Genomic DNA, 18464 nt, shown 5'->3' with positions numbered 1-18464 from the left:
CATCCGTTTCCCGCTCGATCGAGACCCGTTCATGCTCACGCCCTCCGCTTCGCTGCATCCGTTCGTCTACCTCGCCTCGCAAAGTCCGCGCCGTCAGGAGCTGCTGCAACAGCTCGGCGTGCGTTTCGAGTTGCTGCTGCCGCGCCCCGATGAAGACGCCGAAGCACTCGAAGCCGAACGGCCCGGCGAAACCGCGCACGACTACGTGCAGCGCGTGTGCATCGCCAAGGCGCATGCGGCGCGCGAGCGGCTCGTCGCCGGCGGCCACGCCGCTCGGCCGATCCTCGTCGCCGACACCACCGTCACGATCGACGACGCGATTCTCGGCAAGCCAATCGATGCCGACGATGCGGTCGCCATGCTCACACGCCTCGCGGGCCGCACGCACGAAGTGCTGACCGCGCTCGCCGTCATCGATGCCGATGGCGCGCTGCTGCCCGCGGCGTTGTCGGTCTCGAAGGTGCGTTTTGCTGCAGTGCACGCAGACGCGCTGCGTCGCTACGCGGCGAGCGGCGAGCCGCTCGGCAAGGCGGGCGCTTATGGCGTGCAGGGACGCGCGGCGGAGTTTATCGAGCATATAGACGGGTCCTATTCGGGTATCATGGGTTTGCCGCTTTTTGAAACCGCTGCCCTCCTGCGTGCAGCGCGCATCGACTTCTAGAACAACACCATGAATGAAGAAATCCTGATCAATGTCACGCCGCAGGAAACGCGCGTCGCGCTCGTTCAACAGGGCGCCGTCCAGGAACTTCATGTCGAACGAACGCTGTCCCGCGGGCGCGTCGGCAATGTCTATCTCGGCAAGGTCGTGCGCGTGCTGCCGGGCATGCAATCGGCGTTCATCGACATCGGCCTCGAACGCGCCGCGTTCCTTCATGTCGCCGACATCTGGCATCCGCGCATCGCCGGCGAAGCGCCGCATCAAGCACCGCATCAGCCGATCGAAAAGATCGTCTTCGAAGGTCAGACGCTGATGGTTCAGGTCGTCAAGGACCCGATCGGCACGAAGGGCGCGCGGCTGTCCACGCAAGTGAGCATCGCCGGGCGCACGCTCGTGTATCTGCCGCAGGAGCCGCACATCGGCATCTCGCAGAAGATCGAAAGCGAGGCCGAACGCGAGGCCGTGCGCGCGCGTCTGACCGCCGTGTTGCCTACCGACGAGAAAGGCGGCTACATCGTGCGCACGATCGCCGAGGATGCGACGAGCGAAGAGCTCGCGGCCGACGTCGCGTATCTGCGCAAGACGTGGGCGACGATTCTGTCGCAAGGGCAGCGCATGCCGCCCACCAGCCTGCTCTACCAGGATCTGAATCTCGCGCAGCGCGTGCTGCGCGATTTCGTCAACGATGAAACGTCACGCATCCAGGTCGATTCGCGCGAGACGCATCAGATGCTCGCCGACTTCGCGGCCGAGTTCACGCCGGCGGTGTCGTCGAAGCTGCACCACTACACCGGCGAGCGGCCGCTGTTCGACCTGTACAACATCGAGGCCGAGATTCAGCGTGCGCTGTCGCGTCGCGTGGACCTGAAGTCGGGCGGCTATCTCGTGATCGACCAGACCGAAGCGATGACGACGATCGACGTGAACACCGGCGGCTACGTCGGCGCACGCAACTTCGACGACACGATCTTCAAGACCAACCTCGAAGCCGCGCACACGATCGCGCGGCAGCTGCGGCTAAGGAATCTTGGCGGCGTGATCATCATCGATTTCATCGATATGGAAAACGTCGAGCATCGCGACCAGGTGCTCGGTGAACTGAAGAAGGCATTGTCGCGCGATCGCACGCGGGTGACCGTCAATGGCTTCTCGCAACTCGGTCTCGTGGAGATGACGCGCAAGCGTACGCGTGAGTCGCTCGCGCATGTGCTGTGCGAGCCATGCCCGGTCTGCCAGGGCAAGGGGCAAGTGAAGACCGCGCGCACGGTTTGCTATGACGTGTTGCGCGAGATCCTGCGCGAGTCGCGGCAGTTCAATCCGCGCGAGTTTCGCGTGGTCGCTTCGCAGCAGGTGATCGATCTGTTTCTCGAGGAAGAGTCGCAGCATCTGGCGATGCTGATCGATTTCATCGGCAAGCCGGTGTCGTTGCAGGTGGAGTCGAATTTGAGTCAGGAGCAGTATGACATCGTGCTGATGTGAGGAGCTGGCTGCATTGGCGAGTTTCTGGTCCCGGCACGATGACGGGGCTATGACGGCACAGCCGTCTGCGAGACAAGGAAAGCCGACCCGTGAGGGTCGGTTTTTTTCTGTCTGTAACGTTTCAGCACGAGGGCACGCAACCGCAGTCTTTCCGATGCAGAAAGCCTTTCGTTCCAAAGGGCATTCCATTTGCTTCGGTTTTCGAAACACATTCGATCGTCAGACTGGTAGCGCATATCTAGAATCGGGCATCCGTCACGCTACGGGGTTACGCGTGCACACATGCACAGCACATCGATACCAACAACGTGAATAAGATGTCATGCAGAAATGTGCGAACCGACGCTGTCCAACCTGTTATCCAAACTGGAAAGTAGAGGAAGCCGCCGCGAAAAAGCGGGCCGACGACGATCGTCAAAACTGTATCGATTGCTGGCAACACTTTCAGCGGCAGGCTGAAGCAACTGTCGGAGCAGATGATCCCATTGCGCGCAATCGGCGCATCAATGCCGCCTATGCCGGCCTGTGGCTCGATGATCGTCGCTTTCAGTGGGCCGGGCTAGCGGCGTTTGCTTCAAAGCAGGTAGGCTGCGGGTTGCTCAACGCGGCTGACGTGATTCGCAAATCGAACCAGCAACGTAATGACTACCAGCAATGGGACAGAAGCAGTTCACCACTCGAGCGGCTATCGCCGTACGCGTCGCCGCGCATGTCGATACCGGGTTAGGCAATGGGCGAAAGCGCTGCCAAGGTTCATCAGATGCTGGCGATGGGGAACACCTGCCTCTTCCTGGATGTTTGGCCGCTTCATATGTTCTACAGGGAGTTTGGTCTGCAGCGGTTCGAGAGGTGTCTCGATGAGCGGACGCAGCTACGCGGCTCGGTTCTCTGGCCGATCGGCGATCGCATTCTGTTCGCCGAGAAGAAACCGGAGGTATTACTCGCGTTCAGGGCAATTGATGCAGGCAGCATCTCCGAAGGAGTAAGCCTGCTTGCTCGCCATGAACAGATCAATATCCTGCAACCGGCTATGTACAACGATCCGGCATTTGAAATACTGATGCGCGCCAACCAGTTCGCGTGGGCGTTGCACATTCCGACCGGTTCGGCACGCGAGATCCAACTGGCATTTGCGAACCCATGCACGGTAACTGGGGCCAACGCGACGAACGAACGGTTCAGCAACCAACCGCTCGCCAACCTCGCAGACGCTAACCAGCGAATGGCGTTCGTGATGCGAGCAGCACAGCGTTTCGATGATTTGCTGCGCGATCCGATTGAGAAATACTCTGTCGAAAATCTTCCGGTTCAAGGATCCTCAATTCGGCTTCGTGACGCCGCCCGCGAAGTTTCTGAGCCTCTATGCCGATCACTTCGGAGATGTGACGCTTGTGACGCTATCGCCGCAAGTCGAAACATTGCGGCTTGACGAGTCAATGGCTATTCTCACCGACCTGCAAGATCAATTCAGAAGGGCGGGATGGACACCGTTCGAGGCTCGCCACAGCCGTCCCATCGAAGACACTCAGGCGACTCGAAATGCAGTCCACTCGTGCGCGGACCCAACGACGCGCTGGCAAGCCGCCGACAAATATCAGGTTGCGCTCAATATACGGTGCTTCCGGACAGATGATCGCCCAAACGACGAGCGTTACCTGATTACTCTGGATCTCGGCGCTCCACTGTTTCAAGATCATCCAAACGACTGATACCCACACAGATAGGCCCCCTCTTGCACAGTAGCGAAGACCTGCCTTTTCTCGCGCCAAGCGCTCGAATTATCGCGAAACAAATTCAAAGGGAAGACATCCAATGCAGCTTCTCGACCACGTCTCGATCGGCGTACCCGACATCGACGCAGCACGCCGTTTCTACGACGCCATCATGACGGCCCTCGGCGCGAGCAAAGTCTACGACCGCCCCACCGCCATAGGCTATGGCGAGCGTTGCACGGGCGACGACACCTCGTCGACCTATCTGGCCGTGTATCACGACCCAAGCGAAATCAAAGAGAACAAACGGCACTGGTGCTTCAAAGCGCCGTCCCGAGATCATGTCGATGCATTCTTCAAAGCGGGACTCTCGACTGGTGGCACATCCGACGGACAGCCTGGCCTGAGGCCTCACTATCACCCCGACTACTACGCGGCATTTCTGCTCGACCCGGCTGGCAATCGCGTCGAGGCAGTATGTCATGCCCCGAACCCCCAAACCGCAAACCCTAACCCCTAAGCCGCAACCTCGCACCCCGCCTGCTCCAACACCACCTGCGCCCTCTGATGCAGGTCGCCGCCAGCCAACGATGCATCCGGCGACCTGACCCACGCGGCGATCCGCAACGTCGCGCCGCCATCCGCCGGATAATCCGCCACCGACACCACCGGTGCCAGCGTCGAGCCGCTCAGCACGCGAGGCTCGTCGGCCACGAGTTTCTGCAGTTGCCCGATCGCCGCATCCACGTCCTTGCGCTGCGCGAGTTCCAGTTCGACCTCGATGCGCTGCGTGCCGCCACAACTGTAGTTAATCACCGGATTGCTCCAGATCTGACTGTTCGGCACGAACACGAGGTTGCCGTCGCCGCGTTCGATCCGCGTCGTGAAGAGCCCCACCTCGCGCACGATGCCAGCCGCGGCGCCGCTGCCTTCGATCACGTCGCCGACGCGAAACGGCCGCAGCAACAGCAGCATCATGCCGGCCGCGATGTTCTGCAACGTGCCTTGCAGCGCGAGGCCGATCGCGAGGCCAGCCGCGCCGAGCACGGCCAACACGCTCGCGGTCGCGATGCCCACCTCACCGAGCGCCGCGATGAAGACGAGTACGCGCACGGCCCACGTGCCCATCGCGGCGAGCATCGGCGCGAGGGTCGGGTCCGCGTGGGTGCGCGCGAGCGCCTTCGCGAACATCGCGCCGACGCGGTTCGACAACCACCAGCCGATCACGACGATCAGCACGGCAATGGCGATATGAACGACGTCGTGCGTCAGCGTGACGAGCAGCGACGGCTGTAGATGAAAGAGACGGTAGAGGGAGTCGTTCATCGGCGGCTTGATTCGTGTGGTTAATCCCAACGCAGATAAAGCACGACGCGTTCCCGTCCATCGGTTACCCGGCGCGGTACGCGACTTGCTCATCGGATGTCGATATCGTCGCCGTCGCCCGCGCTCCCGATGGAACCATCCATGTCCGCTCATCTGAAACTTCACGATCGCGTCAGTTGGAACACCCCGCAAGGCGCCACACATGGCCGGATCGTGCGTGTCATTTCTACGCGCGAGACGGTAGATGGCAGGGCCGTCGCCGCATCGAAATCGGACCCGCACTACGAAGTGGAAAGCGAGAAAAGCGGCAAACGCGCCGTGCATCGCGGCGATGCGCTCGAGCGTCTGAGAGATTGAAAGGGACGAACCGCACTGAAGCGCGGCGCCCCAAGAAATTACTCCGGACAACTAGCCGACCACATCTCCCGCTAAAGGCTTCAACACATTGCGCAGCGTCGCAATCGTCAGCGGACGCGAAAACCAGAAGCCCTGCGCCTCATCGCAGCCCAGCGCTTCGAGCTGTGCCGCCTGTTCGGCCGTTTCGACACCCTCGGCGGTCACGCGCAGTTGCAACGCATGCGCCATCGCGATGATCGCGCCGACGAGCGCCGCGCTTTGCGGATCGCGGCTCATGCCGGTCACAAACGAGCGGTCGATTTTCAGGCGATTGAGCGGAAAGCGCGTCAGATACGCGAGGCTCGAATAGCCGGTGCCGAAGTCGTCGACCGCGACTTCGACGCCGAGCGCGCGCAATGCATGCAGCGTTTGCAACGCCTGTTCGATGTCGCCGAGCAGCACGCCCTCGGTGATTTCGACCTCGAGATACGCGGGGTCGAGCGCGGCATCCGCCAGCGCGTCGCGGATCGTGTGGAACAGGTCCTGATGGGCGAACTGTTGCGGCGACACGTTGACCGCGAACCGCGGCAACGTGCCGATCTGTCGCAGCAGCTTGCCCGCGTCGCGGCACGCGGTGCGGATCACCCATTCGCCGATCCGTTCGATCAGCCCCGCCTCTTCCGCGATCGGCACGAATTCGACCGGACTGATCATGCCGCGCTGCGGATGATTCCAGCGCAGCAGCGCCTCGACCTGCGCGATGCGTCCGGTCGCGAGCGTAATCTGCGGCTGATACACGAGGTGGAGTTGCTGGCGCTCGAGCGCTTCGCGCAGCATCGTCTCGAGTTCGAAGCGGCGCGCGGCCTGTCCTTCGAGCGCGGTCGAAAAGCGCCGCACCGCGTTGCCGCTCACCGCCGACAACGCGACGCCCGCGCGGCGCATCAGCGTCGGCGCATCGGCGCCGTCGGCGGGATACGCGGCGAGACCGATGCTCGCGGCAAGGTTCAGCGACGTGCCGGCGTAATCGATCGCTTCGGCAAGGCGGCCGAGCGCTTCGGCGGCGAATGCATCGGCGCCCGCGCCGGTTTCATTGACGAGCAGCGCGAACTGCGTGCCGCCGATCGACGCGATCGTGCCATCGTGCGGAAACATGCCGCGCAGCCGTTCGCCGACGATCTGCAGCACGAGCTCCGCCGCATGAAGCCCGAGCGCGTCGCGCAGTTTGCGCAGGTGATCGAGCTCGACGATCATCACGGCAAAGCCGCCGCCGCTGCGCTGACAGCGCGCGATCGTCAGTTCGAGACGTTCGATGAACAGGGTTTGATTCGGCAGACGCGTGACGCCGTCGTGATGCGCGACGTACCACAGGCGCGCTTCGGATTGCGCATAGCGGGTCATGTCGACCGCGATGCCGACATAGCGCAGCGCCGGAAACGTCGCCTGCGCGCCTTCGGCGTTCAGCGGCGCGAGCGCAAACGCGACGCGCAGCGGCGAGCCGTTGCGCCGCAGATAGGTCCATTCGCCTTCGTAGCGCGCGTTCAGCGCCGCGAGCGAGGGCAACTCCGCGCGACGTTTGACCAGTTCGGCGGGATCGTGCAGCGACTCGAACGAACGGATGCCGACCAGTTCTTGCGCGCTATAACCGGTCAGCTTTTCGAAAGCGGCGTTGACGGTCTCGAAGATGCCGTCCGCCGTGCAGATGAACATGCCGTAGGGCGCGGCTGCCAACGCGGCATCGCGCATGCGCGCTTCGACGTGAATGGAATGATGCATCGCGCCGGCCTTTGTCCCCGGTAATCGAAGCGAATCCGCGTGTTCCCGACGCATGGCGCGCGGACGTCACAGCGGCGCATTGCGCTGCGCTGCGTCGCGCGTGGCGAGTGTGCCTATGATATCGACTTTCGCTCGCGATCCGGCGGCCTGACGGGTCGAGACAAACCTCGAAAAAAGCCGCGAAAACCTACAGCGAACGCTACACGCCGCGCGGCAGCGCCGCCTCGATGAACACCGCGCAGAGCGCTTCCATGCCCTTCGCGTCCTCCTCGTCGAAGCGGGCGACGACCGGGCTATCGACATCCCACACGCCGATCAGCGTACCGTCGGGCGCGACGAGCGGCACCACGATCTCCGATTGCGACGCCGAATCGCACGCGATATGGCCGGGAAACTCGTGCACGTCGCGCACGACCTGGGTCTGACGGGTTTGTGCGGCCGTACCGCAGACGCCCTTGCCGAGCGCAATGCGCACGCACGCGGGCTTGCCCTGGAACGGGCCGACCACCAGTTCGCGGCCGTCGTGAAAGTAAAAGCCGGCCCAGTTCAGATCGCTCAACGAATGAAACACGAACGACGAGAAATTCGCCGCGTTGGCGATCCAGTCGGTTTCGCCGGCGAGCAGCGCGCGCGCCTGCGCGACCAGTTCTTCGTATTGCGCGGCTTTGGGCAGATGCGAGGCGGAGGAAACTTCGAACATGACGGCGTCCGTGATCAGAGCGGGATGGAATGCGGGAAGGGGTGCAGTGTAAAGCAAGCGCAATCCCCGCGCGCCCTGCGCGGGTATTCACGTTAGAGCCTGCTACTGATCGACACCGATAATCACGCTCGACGCCTTGAAAATCGCCGTCGCCGGCTTGCCGCTGGCGAGGCCGAGGCGCGCGACGCTGTCGTTGGTGATGATCGCGGCGATCTGCGCGCTGCCCGCGCTGATCGTCACCTCAGAATTGACCGCGCCCTTCGTCACGGCCGCGACGGTCCCCTCGATGCAGTTGCGCGCCGATACCTGTTGCCTCGCGACGTCGACCATCACGATCACCGACGATGCCTTCACGAGCGCAAATGCCTGCTTGCCGGGCGCAAGCCCGAGCGACTTCGCGCTGCCGTGCGTGATGATCGCGACGACCTCCAGACCGTCCGACGTGCGCAGCGTGACATCGTCGTTGACCGCACCGTGCGTGACGTCGGTAACTTCGCCGCTGAACTGATTGCGTGCGCTGGTTTTCATGGCTGACTCCCTGCGATTGAAGCGCGTCGCAACGCGCGAGTGGACAGATCGAGCGAGTGTAATGGAAGCCGCGTGGAAGCCGCGTGGGCCGCCGGCAAAATCCAATGCGCCGTGGACATCCCCGACACCGTATCATCGTGGCCTTGGACCTCCTACGCCGGATCTTTATGCCCGTCGCCGTACTCTCCCGCCGTGCCTGCCGCGCCGTCTTACTGTGCGCCGCCGTCACGACGCTCGTCGCATGCGGCACGCCGACGCCGCCGCGCGACACGCACGCGTTCGTCGACAACGTCACGCTGTTTCCGCTCGACCACTACGACCAGAACGTCGATCACTGGCTCGATCCGAACAGCCCCGACTACGATCGGCCGTTTCTGAGCGCCGCCGAGCAGCGCGCGCATTTCGACGCGCTGTTCGCGCGCTACTTCGGCACGGGCGAGAACGCGCCGTCGCCGTGGAATCCCGCGTGGGTCACCACCCGCGTGTTTCGCGAACAGGGCGAGGACATTGCCGCACTGCAACAGCGCCGCATCGACAAGTTCGACAACACCGGCAAGCATGGCAGCGTCATCGGTTACGGCGAAAACTTCCGGCCGCACGACAAGGCGTGGATCGACGCGATCGCGCGCAACATCAACCTAGCGCAGTTCACGCAAACGCCGGTCTACCAGCCCGAGCGGCGCGCGATCGCAACGGGCAACCTGATGGTGCGCGAGCTGCCGACCACCGATCCGTCGTTTTACGACCATCACCTGGCCGGCGAAGGTTATCCGTTCGACAACCTGCAGATCTCGGCGGTGCGGCCAGGCACGCCGCTCTACGTGCTCGGCAGCAGCGTCGACGGTGCGTGGCATTACGTGCAGACGCCCGACGTGCAGGGCTGGGTGCGCAGCGACGGCGTCGCGTTCGCCGACGAGCGTTTCATCGATCAATGGCGCGCGGCGGCCGGAAAGTCGCTGGGGGCGGTGATCGTCGCGTCGGCGGCGATCAGCGACAGTCATGGCGTGTTCCGCTTCGCTGCCCCGGCCGGGACGATGCTGCCGCTGGTGGCGGGTGCCCCGGCATCGTCAGCCACGGCCAGCACCAACCCGGTCACGCGCGAGCTGCTCGTTCCCGCGCGCGACGTCGACGGCCGCGCGCTGATCCGCAGCGCGTCGCTCGACGCCACGCAGATCACGCCGATGCCGCTCGCCGCGACACCGCGCCATCTCGCGATGCTATTGAAGGCGCTGATCGGCCGGCCGTACGGCTGGGGCAACAGCGGGCTCTACAACGACTGCTCGTCGGAACTGCAAAGCATCTTCGCCGCGTTCGGCGTGTGGCTGCCGCGCCATTCGTCGACGCAGATGAGCGCCGGCCGCATGGTCGATCTGTCGGAGTCGTCGCCCGCCGAGCGGCTCGACTATCTGGCGCGTCATGGGGTGCCGCTGCGCACGCTGATCTATATCGGCGGCCACGTGATGCTGTACCTCGGCAACACGACACGCGACGGCGTCACGGTCCCCGTCGTCTATCAGGACGTGTGGGGCCTGCGTCCGGCCGACAACAGCCGGCGCGCGGTGATCGGCGGCTCGGTGATCCTGCCGCTCGACGAGCACGTCCCCGAAGACGCGACGCTGCAGTCGCTTGCCGCGACCCATACGTTCCAGATCAGCATCCTCGGCGCACCGGCGGGCAGCGCGGCGCCATCGTCCGCGCCGCCCGCGGACGAGGACAATCCGGCGGGTTGAATGGCGAGGGCCCCCGCCCTCGCCCTCCCCCAAAAAATATTTTTCTCGGAGTGTCGATCCGACAGTCACAAACTCGTCGTAACGTTGAAGACCCAGCTCACGCAGCCGGTCTTTCCACTGAGGAACCGTTACTTCAAGGAGTCACTGTCATGTCCAGCGCCGCAGTCAAACCGATCCCGGACGGGATGCACTCGCTCACGCCGTACCTGATCTGCAAGAACGCCGCCGAAGCGATCGCGTTCTATACGAAAGCCTTCAACGCCGTCGAACAGATCCGTCTGCCGGGCCCCGACGGCAAGGTGATGCACGCGACCTTGAAAATCGGCGACTCGATGCTAATGCTGACCGACGAATGGCCCGAGCATCAGAGCTTCGGCCCCAACACGCTGAAGGGCACGCCGGTCACGATTCACTACTACGTCCCGGACGTCGACGCGAGTTTCAAACAGGCGGTCGACGCGGGCGCGACCGTCACGATGCCCGTCACCGACATGTTCTGGGGCGACCGCTACGGCCAGGTCAAGGATCCGTTCGGCCACAGCTGGTCGCTCGCGACGCACAAGCGCGACCTGAGCGCCGAGGAAATCCAGCAGGCGATGGCAGCAATGAACTGCGCGCCCGAAGAGAAGAAGTGAGAGGCCGGTGGGCGTCGGGCGAACGCACGCCCGCGCCCACCGTCGGCACATCACGAAGGAGCAACGTCATGCAGAAAATCGCGCCGTGCCTGTGGTTCGACGGCAACGCGGAAGAAGCCGCGGAGTTCTACACATCGGTGTTTCCGGCTTCGCGCATCGCCACCACGCTGCACTACACGGATGCCGGTCCAGGACCGGAAGGCGAAGTCCTGGCCATCACGTTCGAGATCGAAGGCCAGCAGTTCATGGCTCTGAACGGTGGCCCTCAATATCAATTCACACCGGCGATCTCGCTGCTGGTGCACTGCGACTCGCAGGAAGAAGTCGACCGCTACTGGTCGAAGCTGCTGGACGGCGGCGGCGAGCCGGTGGCCTGCGGCTGGCTGCGGGACCGCTTCGGCGTGTCGTGGCAGATCACCCCCAGCGTGCTGCTGGAGATGGTGCTCGACCCGGATCGCAAGAAGGCAAGCCGCGTGATGGCGGCGATGATGAAGATGGTCAAGCTCGATATCGCGCTCCTCGAACACGCGTATCGCGGCGAGTAAGACGGCGCACGCGCGATCTTTTGATAGGATCGCTCTCGACCCCAACACGGCGAGACAACCACGGTGCGCGTCAACCATCAGGCCTTCTTCTGCTCGCTGTTCATCGCGCGTCTCGCCGATCAGATCCTGCTCTTTCTGGTGCCGCTCGTGGTGTTTCAAACGACGCGCCAGGTCTCGTGGTCGGGCCTCGCGTTCTTCATCGAAACGCTGCCGCGTTACCTCGTGTTCCCGTTCTTCGGCGCGCTCTGCGACCGCTTCCCGCCGCTGCGTCTGATGCGGCTGAGCCAGGCGGTGCGTGCGCTCGCATGCTTCGGTGGTATCGCCGCGTATGCGCTGTTCGGCGGCATCGGCTGGCTGATCGCGCTGTCGGCCGCGTGCGGCGTGCTGACGAGCCAGGGGCTCGTCGCGCGCGAGGTGATGCTGCCGCAGATCTTCAGCACGCAGCAGATCCAGAAGGTGCTCGCGTATTCGCAACTGGCCGATCAGCTCGGCTTCGTGCTCGGGCCGATGCTCGCCGCGCTGCTGCTCGGTGTGTGGCGTTGGGAATGGGTGGTCGCCGCGACCGGCGTGCTGTTTCTGTGCGCCGACGCCGCGCTGTTCGTCTGGCAGCGACTGAGCGGCTTTCGCGCGCCCGCTCAAAGGTCCGCTGATTCGCCCGCTGAATCGTTCGCGCCCACCGCTCACTGGACCACACCGCTGCGCATCGCGCTCAATCACGTGTGGACGCTGCCGGGACTGAAGAAGGTCATCATGCTGGCGGCCGCGGAGAACCTCGTGATCGGCGTCACGCTCGCGACATCGGCGGCGATGGTGACGGGCTTGCATGCGCAATCGAACCGCTACTACGCGGGTCTGCAAACGGCCGGCGCAATCGCCACGGTGCTGGTGCTGCTGACGGTCGCGCGCGCCGGCTGGCCCGCGCGCGTGCTCGGTCTCGTCGCGTTCGTGACGATCTGCGCGGGCGGCGTGATCGCGGGCGCGAGCGCGTCGCCGTGGGGCTATGCGCTCGGCTTTCTGCTGATCGTCGGCTTCGACAAGATGTTCAACGTCTACATCCGCAGCGCGCGTTTGCAAATCATTCCGCCCGAGGACTACGGCAAGACGATCGGCGTCGCGATTCTGCTGAACAACCTGACGCAGCCGCTCGCCGGCCTGCTCGTCGGCGTGTTCTCCGCGCGCACGCAAACCGGCCCGCTGATCGTCGCGCTGTCGCTGACGATGGGCGGCATCGGCGCGGCAGTATCGATCGGCTCGGCGCTGCTACGCCGCAAGCGCGCGTGGGCGCTCGAAGACTGACGCGCTTCGATGCGCGACGCAGCGCGGCACGCGTGATAGCAAACGCAGTTCCTTGCGCGACGACACGCGCAAAGTTACCCACAGTTTTTGTTGGCAAATCTGTGCATAACTTCCCGGAAAAATCCGCAAGCCTTTGATACGGCGGTCGTTTTTTCGTCTGCATCGAAGGTGCGGCAGCGCACGGAGTTTTACCGGGGTTCATGCGTGGCGGGATATTCATACATGGCCTTGCCGACGTAATGGCCCTGCGCATAGACCGTAGGCAGCGTCGCGAGCCACGCCATCTGCGCAGCATTCTCTACACCTTGGACGACGGCGCGCATGCCGAGCCGCTCGACGATGTCGATCACGCCGCGGATCACGCAGGCGGCGCGCGAATCGGCGTGCTGCGGCCCAAGACGGAAGAACTCGCGGGCGAGCTTCACCGCATCGACCCGCGCGCCGGCGAGTGTCGCAAGCGACGAATAGCCGGTGCCGAAGTCGTCGAGCGCGAGCTGCACGCCGAGCGAGCGCAGCGGCGCGGTGAACTCGCGCGTCGCGACGACGGCAAGCGTCTCCTCGTTCTCGACCAGTTCGAGTTCGGTACGCGAAGCAAGCACGCCATCACGGCGCGTGAGCTCGTCGATCGTCCGCACGAGCGAGTCGTCCAACAGTTGGCACGGTTGAACCTTGATCGCAACGAGTGGCGGCGCGCCCCCGGCTCGCAGTCTGTCGCGCAGCCGCTGGAATGCGACGTCTAGCACGAAGCGCGTCGCCTCGTGCGCGACCGCCGGATCGTGCAGAGCCGACTCGAATGCGCCGGGCAGCAGCAACCCGTACTGCGGATGCCGCCAGCGCAACAGACACTCGACGCCAGACAGCGCGCGTGTTTGCACATGCACGACCGGTTGAAACGCGACGGTGAACTCGCCCGCGTGCAGCCCGGCGATGATCCGCGCGCCGAGCGATGCGCGCTTGCACGCGTCAATGACTTTTTCTTCACCCACAGTCCGCCTCCTCGATGACCCGGCGAATAGTTTCATCAGGCTTCACACGCCCGTCAGCTAAACCCGGCACACTGCAATTCGTGACAAAAAGGCAGCGTTCGCTTGTGACGCAATTAGCCGTATTTCATGAAAAGCATTCGTGAAAAAATAATAGGCATACGCGTGGCGTAATTTTTTTGTATCAATGACAATGCGTTATCCCGCTCAGAAATGACTGAACGTACGCACCATTCTGGTGATTTCGACCCTACTCAGCAAAGGAGAAATCGGTTGAGCGAGTCGCTTCCGCTTAGGATAAACGTATTGCTTAAATCCGCTGCGAACTCCGGTCGGATTTTCACCGAGAATAGCTAATTCAACAGACAGGAATTGTTAAATGTGATTTGTTAAATTCAATTTTTAAATCACATTTGTCAAATGCGTTTCGGCGTACCGCGCATTTAACAAAAATGTTTCGCGAAAAACGAATACGGAATAACAGGCCAATCATGACCAGCACGTCCGCTGTTGACCGACAGATCCGGAGCCAGGCGGCGCGTCTGCTGGTTCGGCTGAACTCGGCGCACGCGAGCGCGGCGGACCACGCGGCCTGCGAGCGTTGGCGCGAGCAGAGCGACACGCATCGACGCGCCTGGCTGCTCGCTCAGCAATTGCGGCACGAGACCGGCACCCCGCCCGCGTACGGCGGCCCCGCACTACGCGAAGACGCGGATATCGCCGGCGTGTCGACGGGACGGCGGCGCGCGCTGAAAACGCTGTCGTGGCTCGCCATCGGCGCGCCCGCAGGCTGGCTCGCGAGCCGCCTGCCGTGGCGCACGTGGAGCGCCGACTTTCGCACCGCGACCGGCGAACTGCATGATGTGCTGCTTGCGGATGGCTCCCAGATCACGCTGGGCAGCGCGAGCGCGATCAACGTCGCGTTCGCGCCGAACGTTCGGCGCATTCATCTGCTCGCGGGGGAAATCATGGTGCGGCCCGTCAGCGACGTGCGGGGCCCAGCAGGCGCCGCGACGACTGCTACACCTTTGCTCGTGCAGACCGCCGAAGGTGTCGTCGAAGCGCGCGGCGCACAGTTCAGCGTGAGGCAACGGGATGGTTTCACACGCGTGGCCGCGTTTCGCGGTGACGCGTTGGCGACGCCGGCCGAGGGCTCGGCGCTGATGCTGACGCAGAGCCAATGGAGCAGGCTCACACGCGACGGCATCGCGGCACCGCAGGCGCTCGACCCGCGCGAGGCGATGTGGACGCGTGGCCTGCTCTACGCGAACGACATGCGTATCGCGGACCTCGTCGACGAACTCGCGCGCTATCACGCCGGCGTGTTGCGCTATGCCGACGACGTCGCCGATCTGCGCGTGTCCGGCATCTATCAGCTCACCGATACCGACGCGACGCTCGCGCTGCTGCAGCGGACCTACCCGATCCGCTTGCGCTCGATCACGCCGTACTGGACCCTGATCGAAGCGCTGGCCAGCGCGAGAATCTGACGCTCAGGCCGCCACGGCCTGCGGCAATGCGAACCCTTCGATGCCATCCTGCTCGCCGCCCAGCGCGTCGATCAGATCGCGCAGCATGCGATCGAGCTCGGCCGTCATCAGTGCGACATCGGAATCGAAGCGTTCGTCGTCGTTCTGCGCGGTCGGGTCGCTCGCTTCCTTGAGCACGTCGAGCGGCGTGATGCGCTTGATCGTCAGCGACGGCGTCAGCACGAACGACACGCGATCGTTCCACGTCATCGCAAGCCGCATGCATTGCTTGCCCGCCTCGATGTGGCGGCGCATGTCTTCGGCGTCCAGCGCATGGCCGACATAGCGCACCGTCGCGTTGCCCTCGGCGGGCGAACGCAGCTCGGTGTCCTGATCGAGCGTGAAACCCGCCGGCCCATCGCCGTCGAGCAGCCAGCCGGTCATCGCCGCGACCGGCGACTGCGCGACGCGCACCGTCATCAGCGGCAACTGGTCGATCGACTTCACGAGCAGTCCGCGCACGTCGTCGGCGACCGCCTGCGACGCCGCGTCGATCACGAGCCAGCCATTCGCGCAATCGATCCACACACGCGTATCGCGGCGGATGCTGAACGCGCGCGGCCGCAGCTCGTCGGTGACCTGCTCCTTCAGCTCGCGCATCTGCTTGCGGCCCGGCTTGAAGCCCTGCTGATCTTCGAGCTCGGCCGCGCGCTCGCGCGTGATCTGGGTGACGACCGACGCGGGCAGCAGCTTCTTCTCGGCACGGAACGTCAGCAGCATCTGACCGTTCATCGCGTAGACGAGCGAGTCGCCGTCGCGCGGCGGCGCCCAGCCTTGGGCTTGCATCTCGACGCTCTGGCCGGGCGCGAACGCGTACGGCGCGAGCCACTTCTGCATCTGTTCAGGGGTGACGGACCACGGAGCGGGCAAACGGTGCAGCTGAAGGTTTTTGAACCACATGAGCGAAGTCGGATTTAGGCAAAGCGCAGCATTTTATCCGACGAGAAGCGGCCGGGGCGTTCTGACGGACGCGATCCTGGCGATGAGTTATTTTCAAAAATAAGATGAAAATCTTTCCAGCTTCAGGCCAATTATCAAATGCGGCCGATGTCAGCAGAATGCGCTTCATCAACCCACCTCCCAGGAGCGCATCATGAGCAACGCAACGATTTCCCGTCTTGCCCGTCAGGTTCTCGTCGCCGTCGGCCTCGCCAGTGCAATCGGCGCAAGCGGCGCAATCAACGCATACGCCGCGGATTCCGCGCCAGCCGCGAACGACGCCGCGCTGCCCACGCCGCACCATCTCGCGCTCGACAGCAATTCCCCGCAAGGCGCCGCGGTCGTGCTCGCCGCGCGCCGCTACGCCGGGTTCTGGAACACCGGTGACGAAGCGTATGCGCGGCTCGCGCTGTCACCCGCGTTCATCGACAGGACGCTGCCGGACGGTCGCCCGCAGGGCCCGAACGGTCCGTTGCAGGCGTCGAAGGGATTCCGCGCGGCGGTGCCCGACCTGCACGCGGAGATCGACGATCTGGTCGTGGCCGGCGACCGCGCATCGGTGCATCTGCACTTTCATGGCCACTTCACCGGCCAGTTCCAGAACCTGAAGGGCAACGGCCAGACTGTCGACTTCCAGGCGTTCGACCTGTATCGCGTGGAGGACGGCCGGATCGTCGAAAACTGGCATCTCGAGGACAACCTGACGCTGCTGAAGCAACTCGGCGCGATCAAACCGTAGCCGGGCGCCCGCGCGTTTTGGCGGCAAATCACCTAGACTTTTTGGACAGAACAGACCCAGACGGAGGCGGTCATGGCCGACGAAACCGCAAACTGGCAGACGGTGCAATATGAGGGCTTCGAGATACACGTGTCACCCGTCGAGAAGGACCCGCCCGACCCCGCGCGTGCGGCCGATGCGGCCGCGCATAAGAGCCGCTACACGTACCTCGGCTACGTCTGCCATCCGGGGGCCAACCCCCACCTTCCGGGCCATGCCGTGCCGTTTCACGCGGACGGCGAGGAGAGCTTCGCGAGCCTCGACGACGCGCTATACGAAGCGGTGCACGTGGGGCGCAGCATCGTCGACGGCACGCATCCGGATCTGACGGTGCTTCCGCTCGTGACGGGCGGCGTTTGACAGGCGGCGTTCGACACACGCGATGCGTCGAGCAGCCGCTTGCGGCTCGACGCCGGTCAGCCCAACGCGCGCTTGATGCGCGACTTCAGCAGCGCCCGACGCAGCCGGCCGGTGCGCTCGGGCTCGCTGACCTCGAGCGCGCCGTCGATGGCGGTGCCGCGGCGCAGGTAATAGCGGTCGAAGGTCGCCTGCGTCATCCCCCACTTGTTGAGGAACTGGCGACGCCCGTCGTTCTTCACGACCTTGCCGGTGCTCTTCTGCTGGAAGTGATAGACGAGACTGTCGCCGACGCCGACGAACACGCGGCAGCCGGCGTCCCACAGTTTCATCGAGAAATCGTTGTCACTGCTCATGCCGGGGCTCAGCTCGCTGCTGTAGCCGCCCACCTTGAACCACCAGTCGCGATGCACGAGCGTCGGCGGCCATGTCGCGCCGCGCCAGTCGGCGCGCACGAGGCTGGGGGTTGCCGCGATCAGCTCGTCGGCGCGAAACACCTGCGCGTCGCGGCCGAAGTCGCGCACGACCACGCACGGATTGCCGGAATCGACCGGCTCGATCATCGTGCCCGACAGCATGAACAGGTTGTCGGCCGGCATCTGCGGGAGACGCTTGACGAGCGCTTCATCCCAGCCGGGACAGCAGTACATGTCGTCGTTCATGTAGACGATGTAGTCTCGCGTCGCGCGCGCCGCCGCGATATTGACCGCGTGGCAGATGCCGATATTGCCGGGCGACGCCGTGTGCTCGATGCCCTCGTCGCGCACCCACGCGAGCGTGCCGTCCGAGCCGTCGTTGACGTGCACGATGATCTGGTGCGGATGCGTCGAATGACGTCGCAGGCTTTTGATCACGAGGCGCAGATAAGGCAGGTTGTTCCAGGTCGGGATGATGATTGAGAACATCGAGTCGGTCCGTTGAGCTGGGCACGGGGCGCGGCATGCGCCGCGCGCCGGCCATGAATGTCGCGCGATTGTACCGCCCCCGCCTGCCCGCACGACAGACGGCGCCCGCCCCCGCCCCGGCCGCATCCCGCGGGCCAGCGACACCTTACCGCGTGCGGCAGCAAGCATTTCGCAAGGAAGCGCATGGTTATAATCCGGATCGCTCTACCGTATTGAAGGACTCGAATGGTCCGGCGCCCCCTGCAATTTTCA

19 protein-coding genes and 1 pseudogene are annotated in these 18464 nt (G+C 64.0%); 13 read left to right on the top strand and 7 right to left on the bottom strand.

Annotated features, from left to right (window positions below):
* The first annotated feature begins 31 nt into the window (after positions 1–31).
* The 5 genes and pseudogenes from EVC45_RS19020 (at position 32) to EVC45_RS19000 (ending at position 4372) form a co-directional block, all read left to right on the top strand.
* A complete protein-coding gene (locus EVC45_RS19020; protein ID WP_129959581.1) occupies positions 32–661 on the top strand; it encodes a nucleoside triphosphate pyrophosphatase in 630 nt (209 codons plus the stop codon).
* Positions 662–670: 9 nt separating this feature from the next.
* Positions 671–2140: a ribonuclease G gene (rng, locus tag EVC45_RS19015; RefSeq protein WP_129959580.1), complete on the top strand. Its 1470-nt coding sequence runs from the start codon at positions 671–673 to the stop codon at positions 2138–2140.
* Positions 2141–2462: 322 nt separating this feature from the next.
* Positions 2463–3569: pseudogene (locus EVC45_RS47940) on the top strand (DUF2515 family protein).
* Between the two features lie 7 nt (positions 3570–3576).
* A complete protein-coding gene (locus tag EVC45_RS19005; RefSeq protein ID WP_211193439.1) occupies positions 3577–3849 on the top strand; it encodes a hypothetical protein in 273 nt (90 codons plus the stop codon).
* A gap of 103 nt (positions 3850–3952) precedes the next feature.
* Complete coding sequence (locus tag EVC45_RS19000) at positions 3953–4372, top strand: VOC family protein (RefSeq protein ID WP_129959578.1); 420 nt, start codon at positions 3953–3955, stop codon at positions 4370–4372.
* On the opposite strand, the gene EVC45_RS18995 is transcribed toward EVC45_RS19000, so the two are convergent.
* Positions 4369–5178, bottom strand: a complete 810-nt coding sequence (locus tag EVC45_RS18995; RefSeq protein ID WP_129959576.1) for a mechanosensitive ion channel family protein — start codon at positions 5176–5178, stop codon at positions 4369–4371. The genes EVC45_RS19000 and EVC45_RS18995 overlap by 4 nt on opposite strands.
* 141 nt (positions 5179–5319) lie before the next feature.
* Here EVC45_RS18995 and EVC45_RS18990 point away from each other — a divergent pair, with 141 nt between their 5' ends.
* Positions 5320–5535: a DUF2945 domain-containing protein gene (locus EVC45_RS18990; protein WP_129959574.1), complete on the top strand. Its 216-nt coding sequence runs from the start codon at positions 5320–5322 to the stop codon at positions 5533–5535.
* A 51-nt stretch (positions 5536–5586) separates the two neighbouring features.
* Here EVC45_RS18990 and EVC45_RS18985 read toward each other — a convergent pair whose 3' ends face one another.
* From EVC45_RS18985 to EVC45_RS18975, 3 genes are all read right to left on the bottom strand, one after another.
* Positions 5587–7287 (bottom strand): bifunctional diguanylate cyclase/phosphodiesterase, encoded by a 1701-nt coding sequence (locus EVC45_RS18985; RefSeq protein WP_129959572.1) that lies wholly within the window; start codon positions 7285–7287, stop codon positions 5587–5589.
* A gap of 199 nt (positions 7288–7486) precedes the next feature.
* Positions 7487–7987 (bottom strand): GAF domain-containing protein, encoded by a 501-nt coding sequence (locus EVC45_RS18980; RefSeq protein WP_129959570.1) that lies wholly within the window; start codon positions 7985–7987, stop codon positions 7487–7489.
* 102 nt (positions 7988–8089) lie between these two features.
* The gene (locus tag EVC45_RS18975) at positions 8090–8515 is read right to left on the bottom strand and encodes a molybdopterin-binding protein (RefSeq protein ID WP_129959567.1); all 426 of its coding nucleotides are present in this window, start codon (positions 8513–8515) and stop codon (positions 8090–8092) included.
* Between the two features lie 167 nt (positions 8516–8682).
* On the opposite strand from EVC45_RS18975, the gene EVC45_RS18970 reads away from it, so the two are divergent.
* The 4 genes from EVC45_RS18970 (at position 8683) to EVC45_RS18955 (ending at position 12721) form a co-directional block, all read left to right on the top strand.
* Positions 8683–10245 carry an SH3 domain-containing C40 family peptidase gene (locus EVC45_RS18970; protein ID WP_129959565.1) on the top strand — a complete coding sequence of 521 codons (1563 nt, stop codon included), beginning with the start codon at positions 8683–8685 and terminating at the stop codon, positions 10243–10245.
* Positions 10246–10394: 149 nt separating this feature from the next.
* Positions 10395–10880 carry a VOC family protein gene (locus tag EVC45_RS18965; protein WP_129959563.1) on the top strand — a complete coding sequence of 162 codons (486 nt, stop codon included), beginning with the start codon at positions 10395–10397 and terminating at the stop codon, positions 10878–10880.
* A 68-nt stretch (positions 10881–10948) separates the two neighbouring features.
* Complete coding sequence (locus EVC45_RS18960) at positions 10949–11425, top strand: VOC family protein (RefSeq protein ID WP_129959561.1); 477 nt, start codon at positions 10949–10951, stop codon at positions 11423–11425.
* A 63-nt stretch (positions 11426–11488) separates the two neighbouring features.
* A complete protein-coding gene (locus tag EVC45_RS18955) occupies positions 11489–12721 on the top strand; it encodes an MFS transporter (RefSeq protein ID WP_129959559.1) in 1233 nt (410 codons plus the stop codon).
* 188 nt (positions 12722–12909) lie between these two features.
* On the opposite strand, the gene EVC45_RS18950 is transcribed toward EVC45_RS18955, so the two are convergent.
* Positions 12910–13707, bottom strand: a complete 798-nt coding sequence (locus tag EVC45_RS18950) for an EAL domain-containing protein (RefSeq protein WP_168991501.1) — start codon at positions 13705–13707, stop codon at positions 12910–12912.
* Between the two features lie 488 nt (positions 13708–14195).
* Between EVC45_RS18950 and EVC45_RS18945 the strand changes: the two genes are divergently transcribed.
* Positions 14196–15194 carry a FecR domain-containing protein gene (locus tag EVC45_RS18945; RefSeq protein WP_129959556.1) on the top strand — a complete coding sequence of 333 codons (999 nt, stop codon included), beginning with the start codon at positions 14196–14198 and terminating at the stop codon, positions 15192–15194.
* Between the two features lie 3 nt (positions 15195–15197).
* Here EVC45_RS18945 and EVC45_RS18940 read toward each other — a convergent pair whose 3' ends face one another.
* On the bottom strand, positions 15198–16133 hold the full coding sequence (locus tag EVC45_RS18940) for a recombination-associated protein RdgC (RefSeq protein WP_129959554.1): 936 nt from the start codon (positions 16131–16133) through the stop codon (positions 15198–15200).
* A gap of 193 nt (positions 16134–16326) precedes the next feature.
* Between EVC45_RS18940 and EVC45_RS18935 the strand changes: the two genes are divergently transcribed.
* Both EVC45_RS18935 and EVC45_RS18930 read left to right on the top strand, forming a co-directional pair.
* Positions 16327–16911 carry an ester cyclase gene (locus EVC45_RS18935; protein WP_129959552.1) on the top strand — a complete coding sequence of 195 codons (585 nt, stop codon included), beginning with the start codon at positions 16327–16329 and terminating at the stop codon, positions 16909–16911.
* A gap of 72 nt (positions 16912–16983) precedes the next feature.
* Positions 16984–17310 carry a hypothetical protein gene (locus EVC45_RS18930; protein ID WP_129959550.1) on the top strand — a complete coding sequence of 109 codons (327 nt, stop codon included), beginning with the start codon at positions 16984–16986 and terminating at the stop codon, positions 17308–17310.
* A 56-nt stretch (positions 17311–17366) separates the two neighbouring features.
* Here the strand turns inward: EVC45_RS18930 and EVC45_RS18925 are convergent, their stop codons facing one another.
* The gene (locus EVC45_RS18925; RefSeq protein ID WP_129959548.1) at positions 17367–18212 is read right to left on the bottom strand and encodes a glycosyltransferase family 2 protein; all 846 of its coding nucleotides are present in this window, start codon (positions 18210–18212) and stop codon (positions 17367–17369) included.
* Positions 18213–18464 lie beyond the last annotated feature (252 nt).

The sequence above is a fragment of the Paraburkholderia sp. UYCP14C genome (genome assembly GCF_004197395.1).
In the GTDB taxonomy this organism is placed as follows: domain Bacteria; phylum Pseudomonadota; class Gammaproteobacteria; order Burkholderiales; family Burkholderiaceae; genus Paraburkholderia.
Note: the sequence above shows the minus strand (reverse complement) of the source record. Positions and strands in the feature narration are given on the sequence as shown.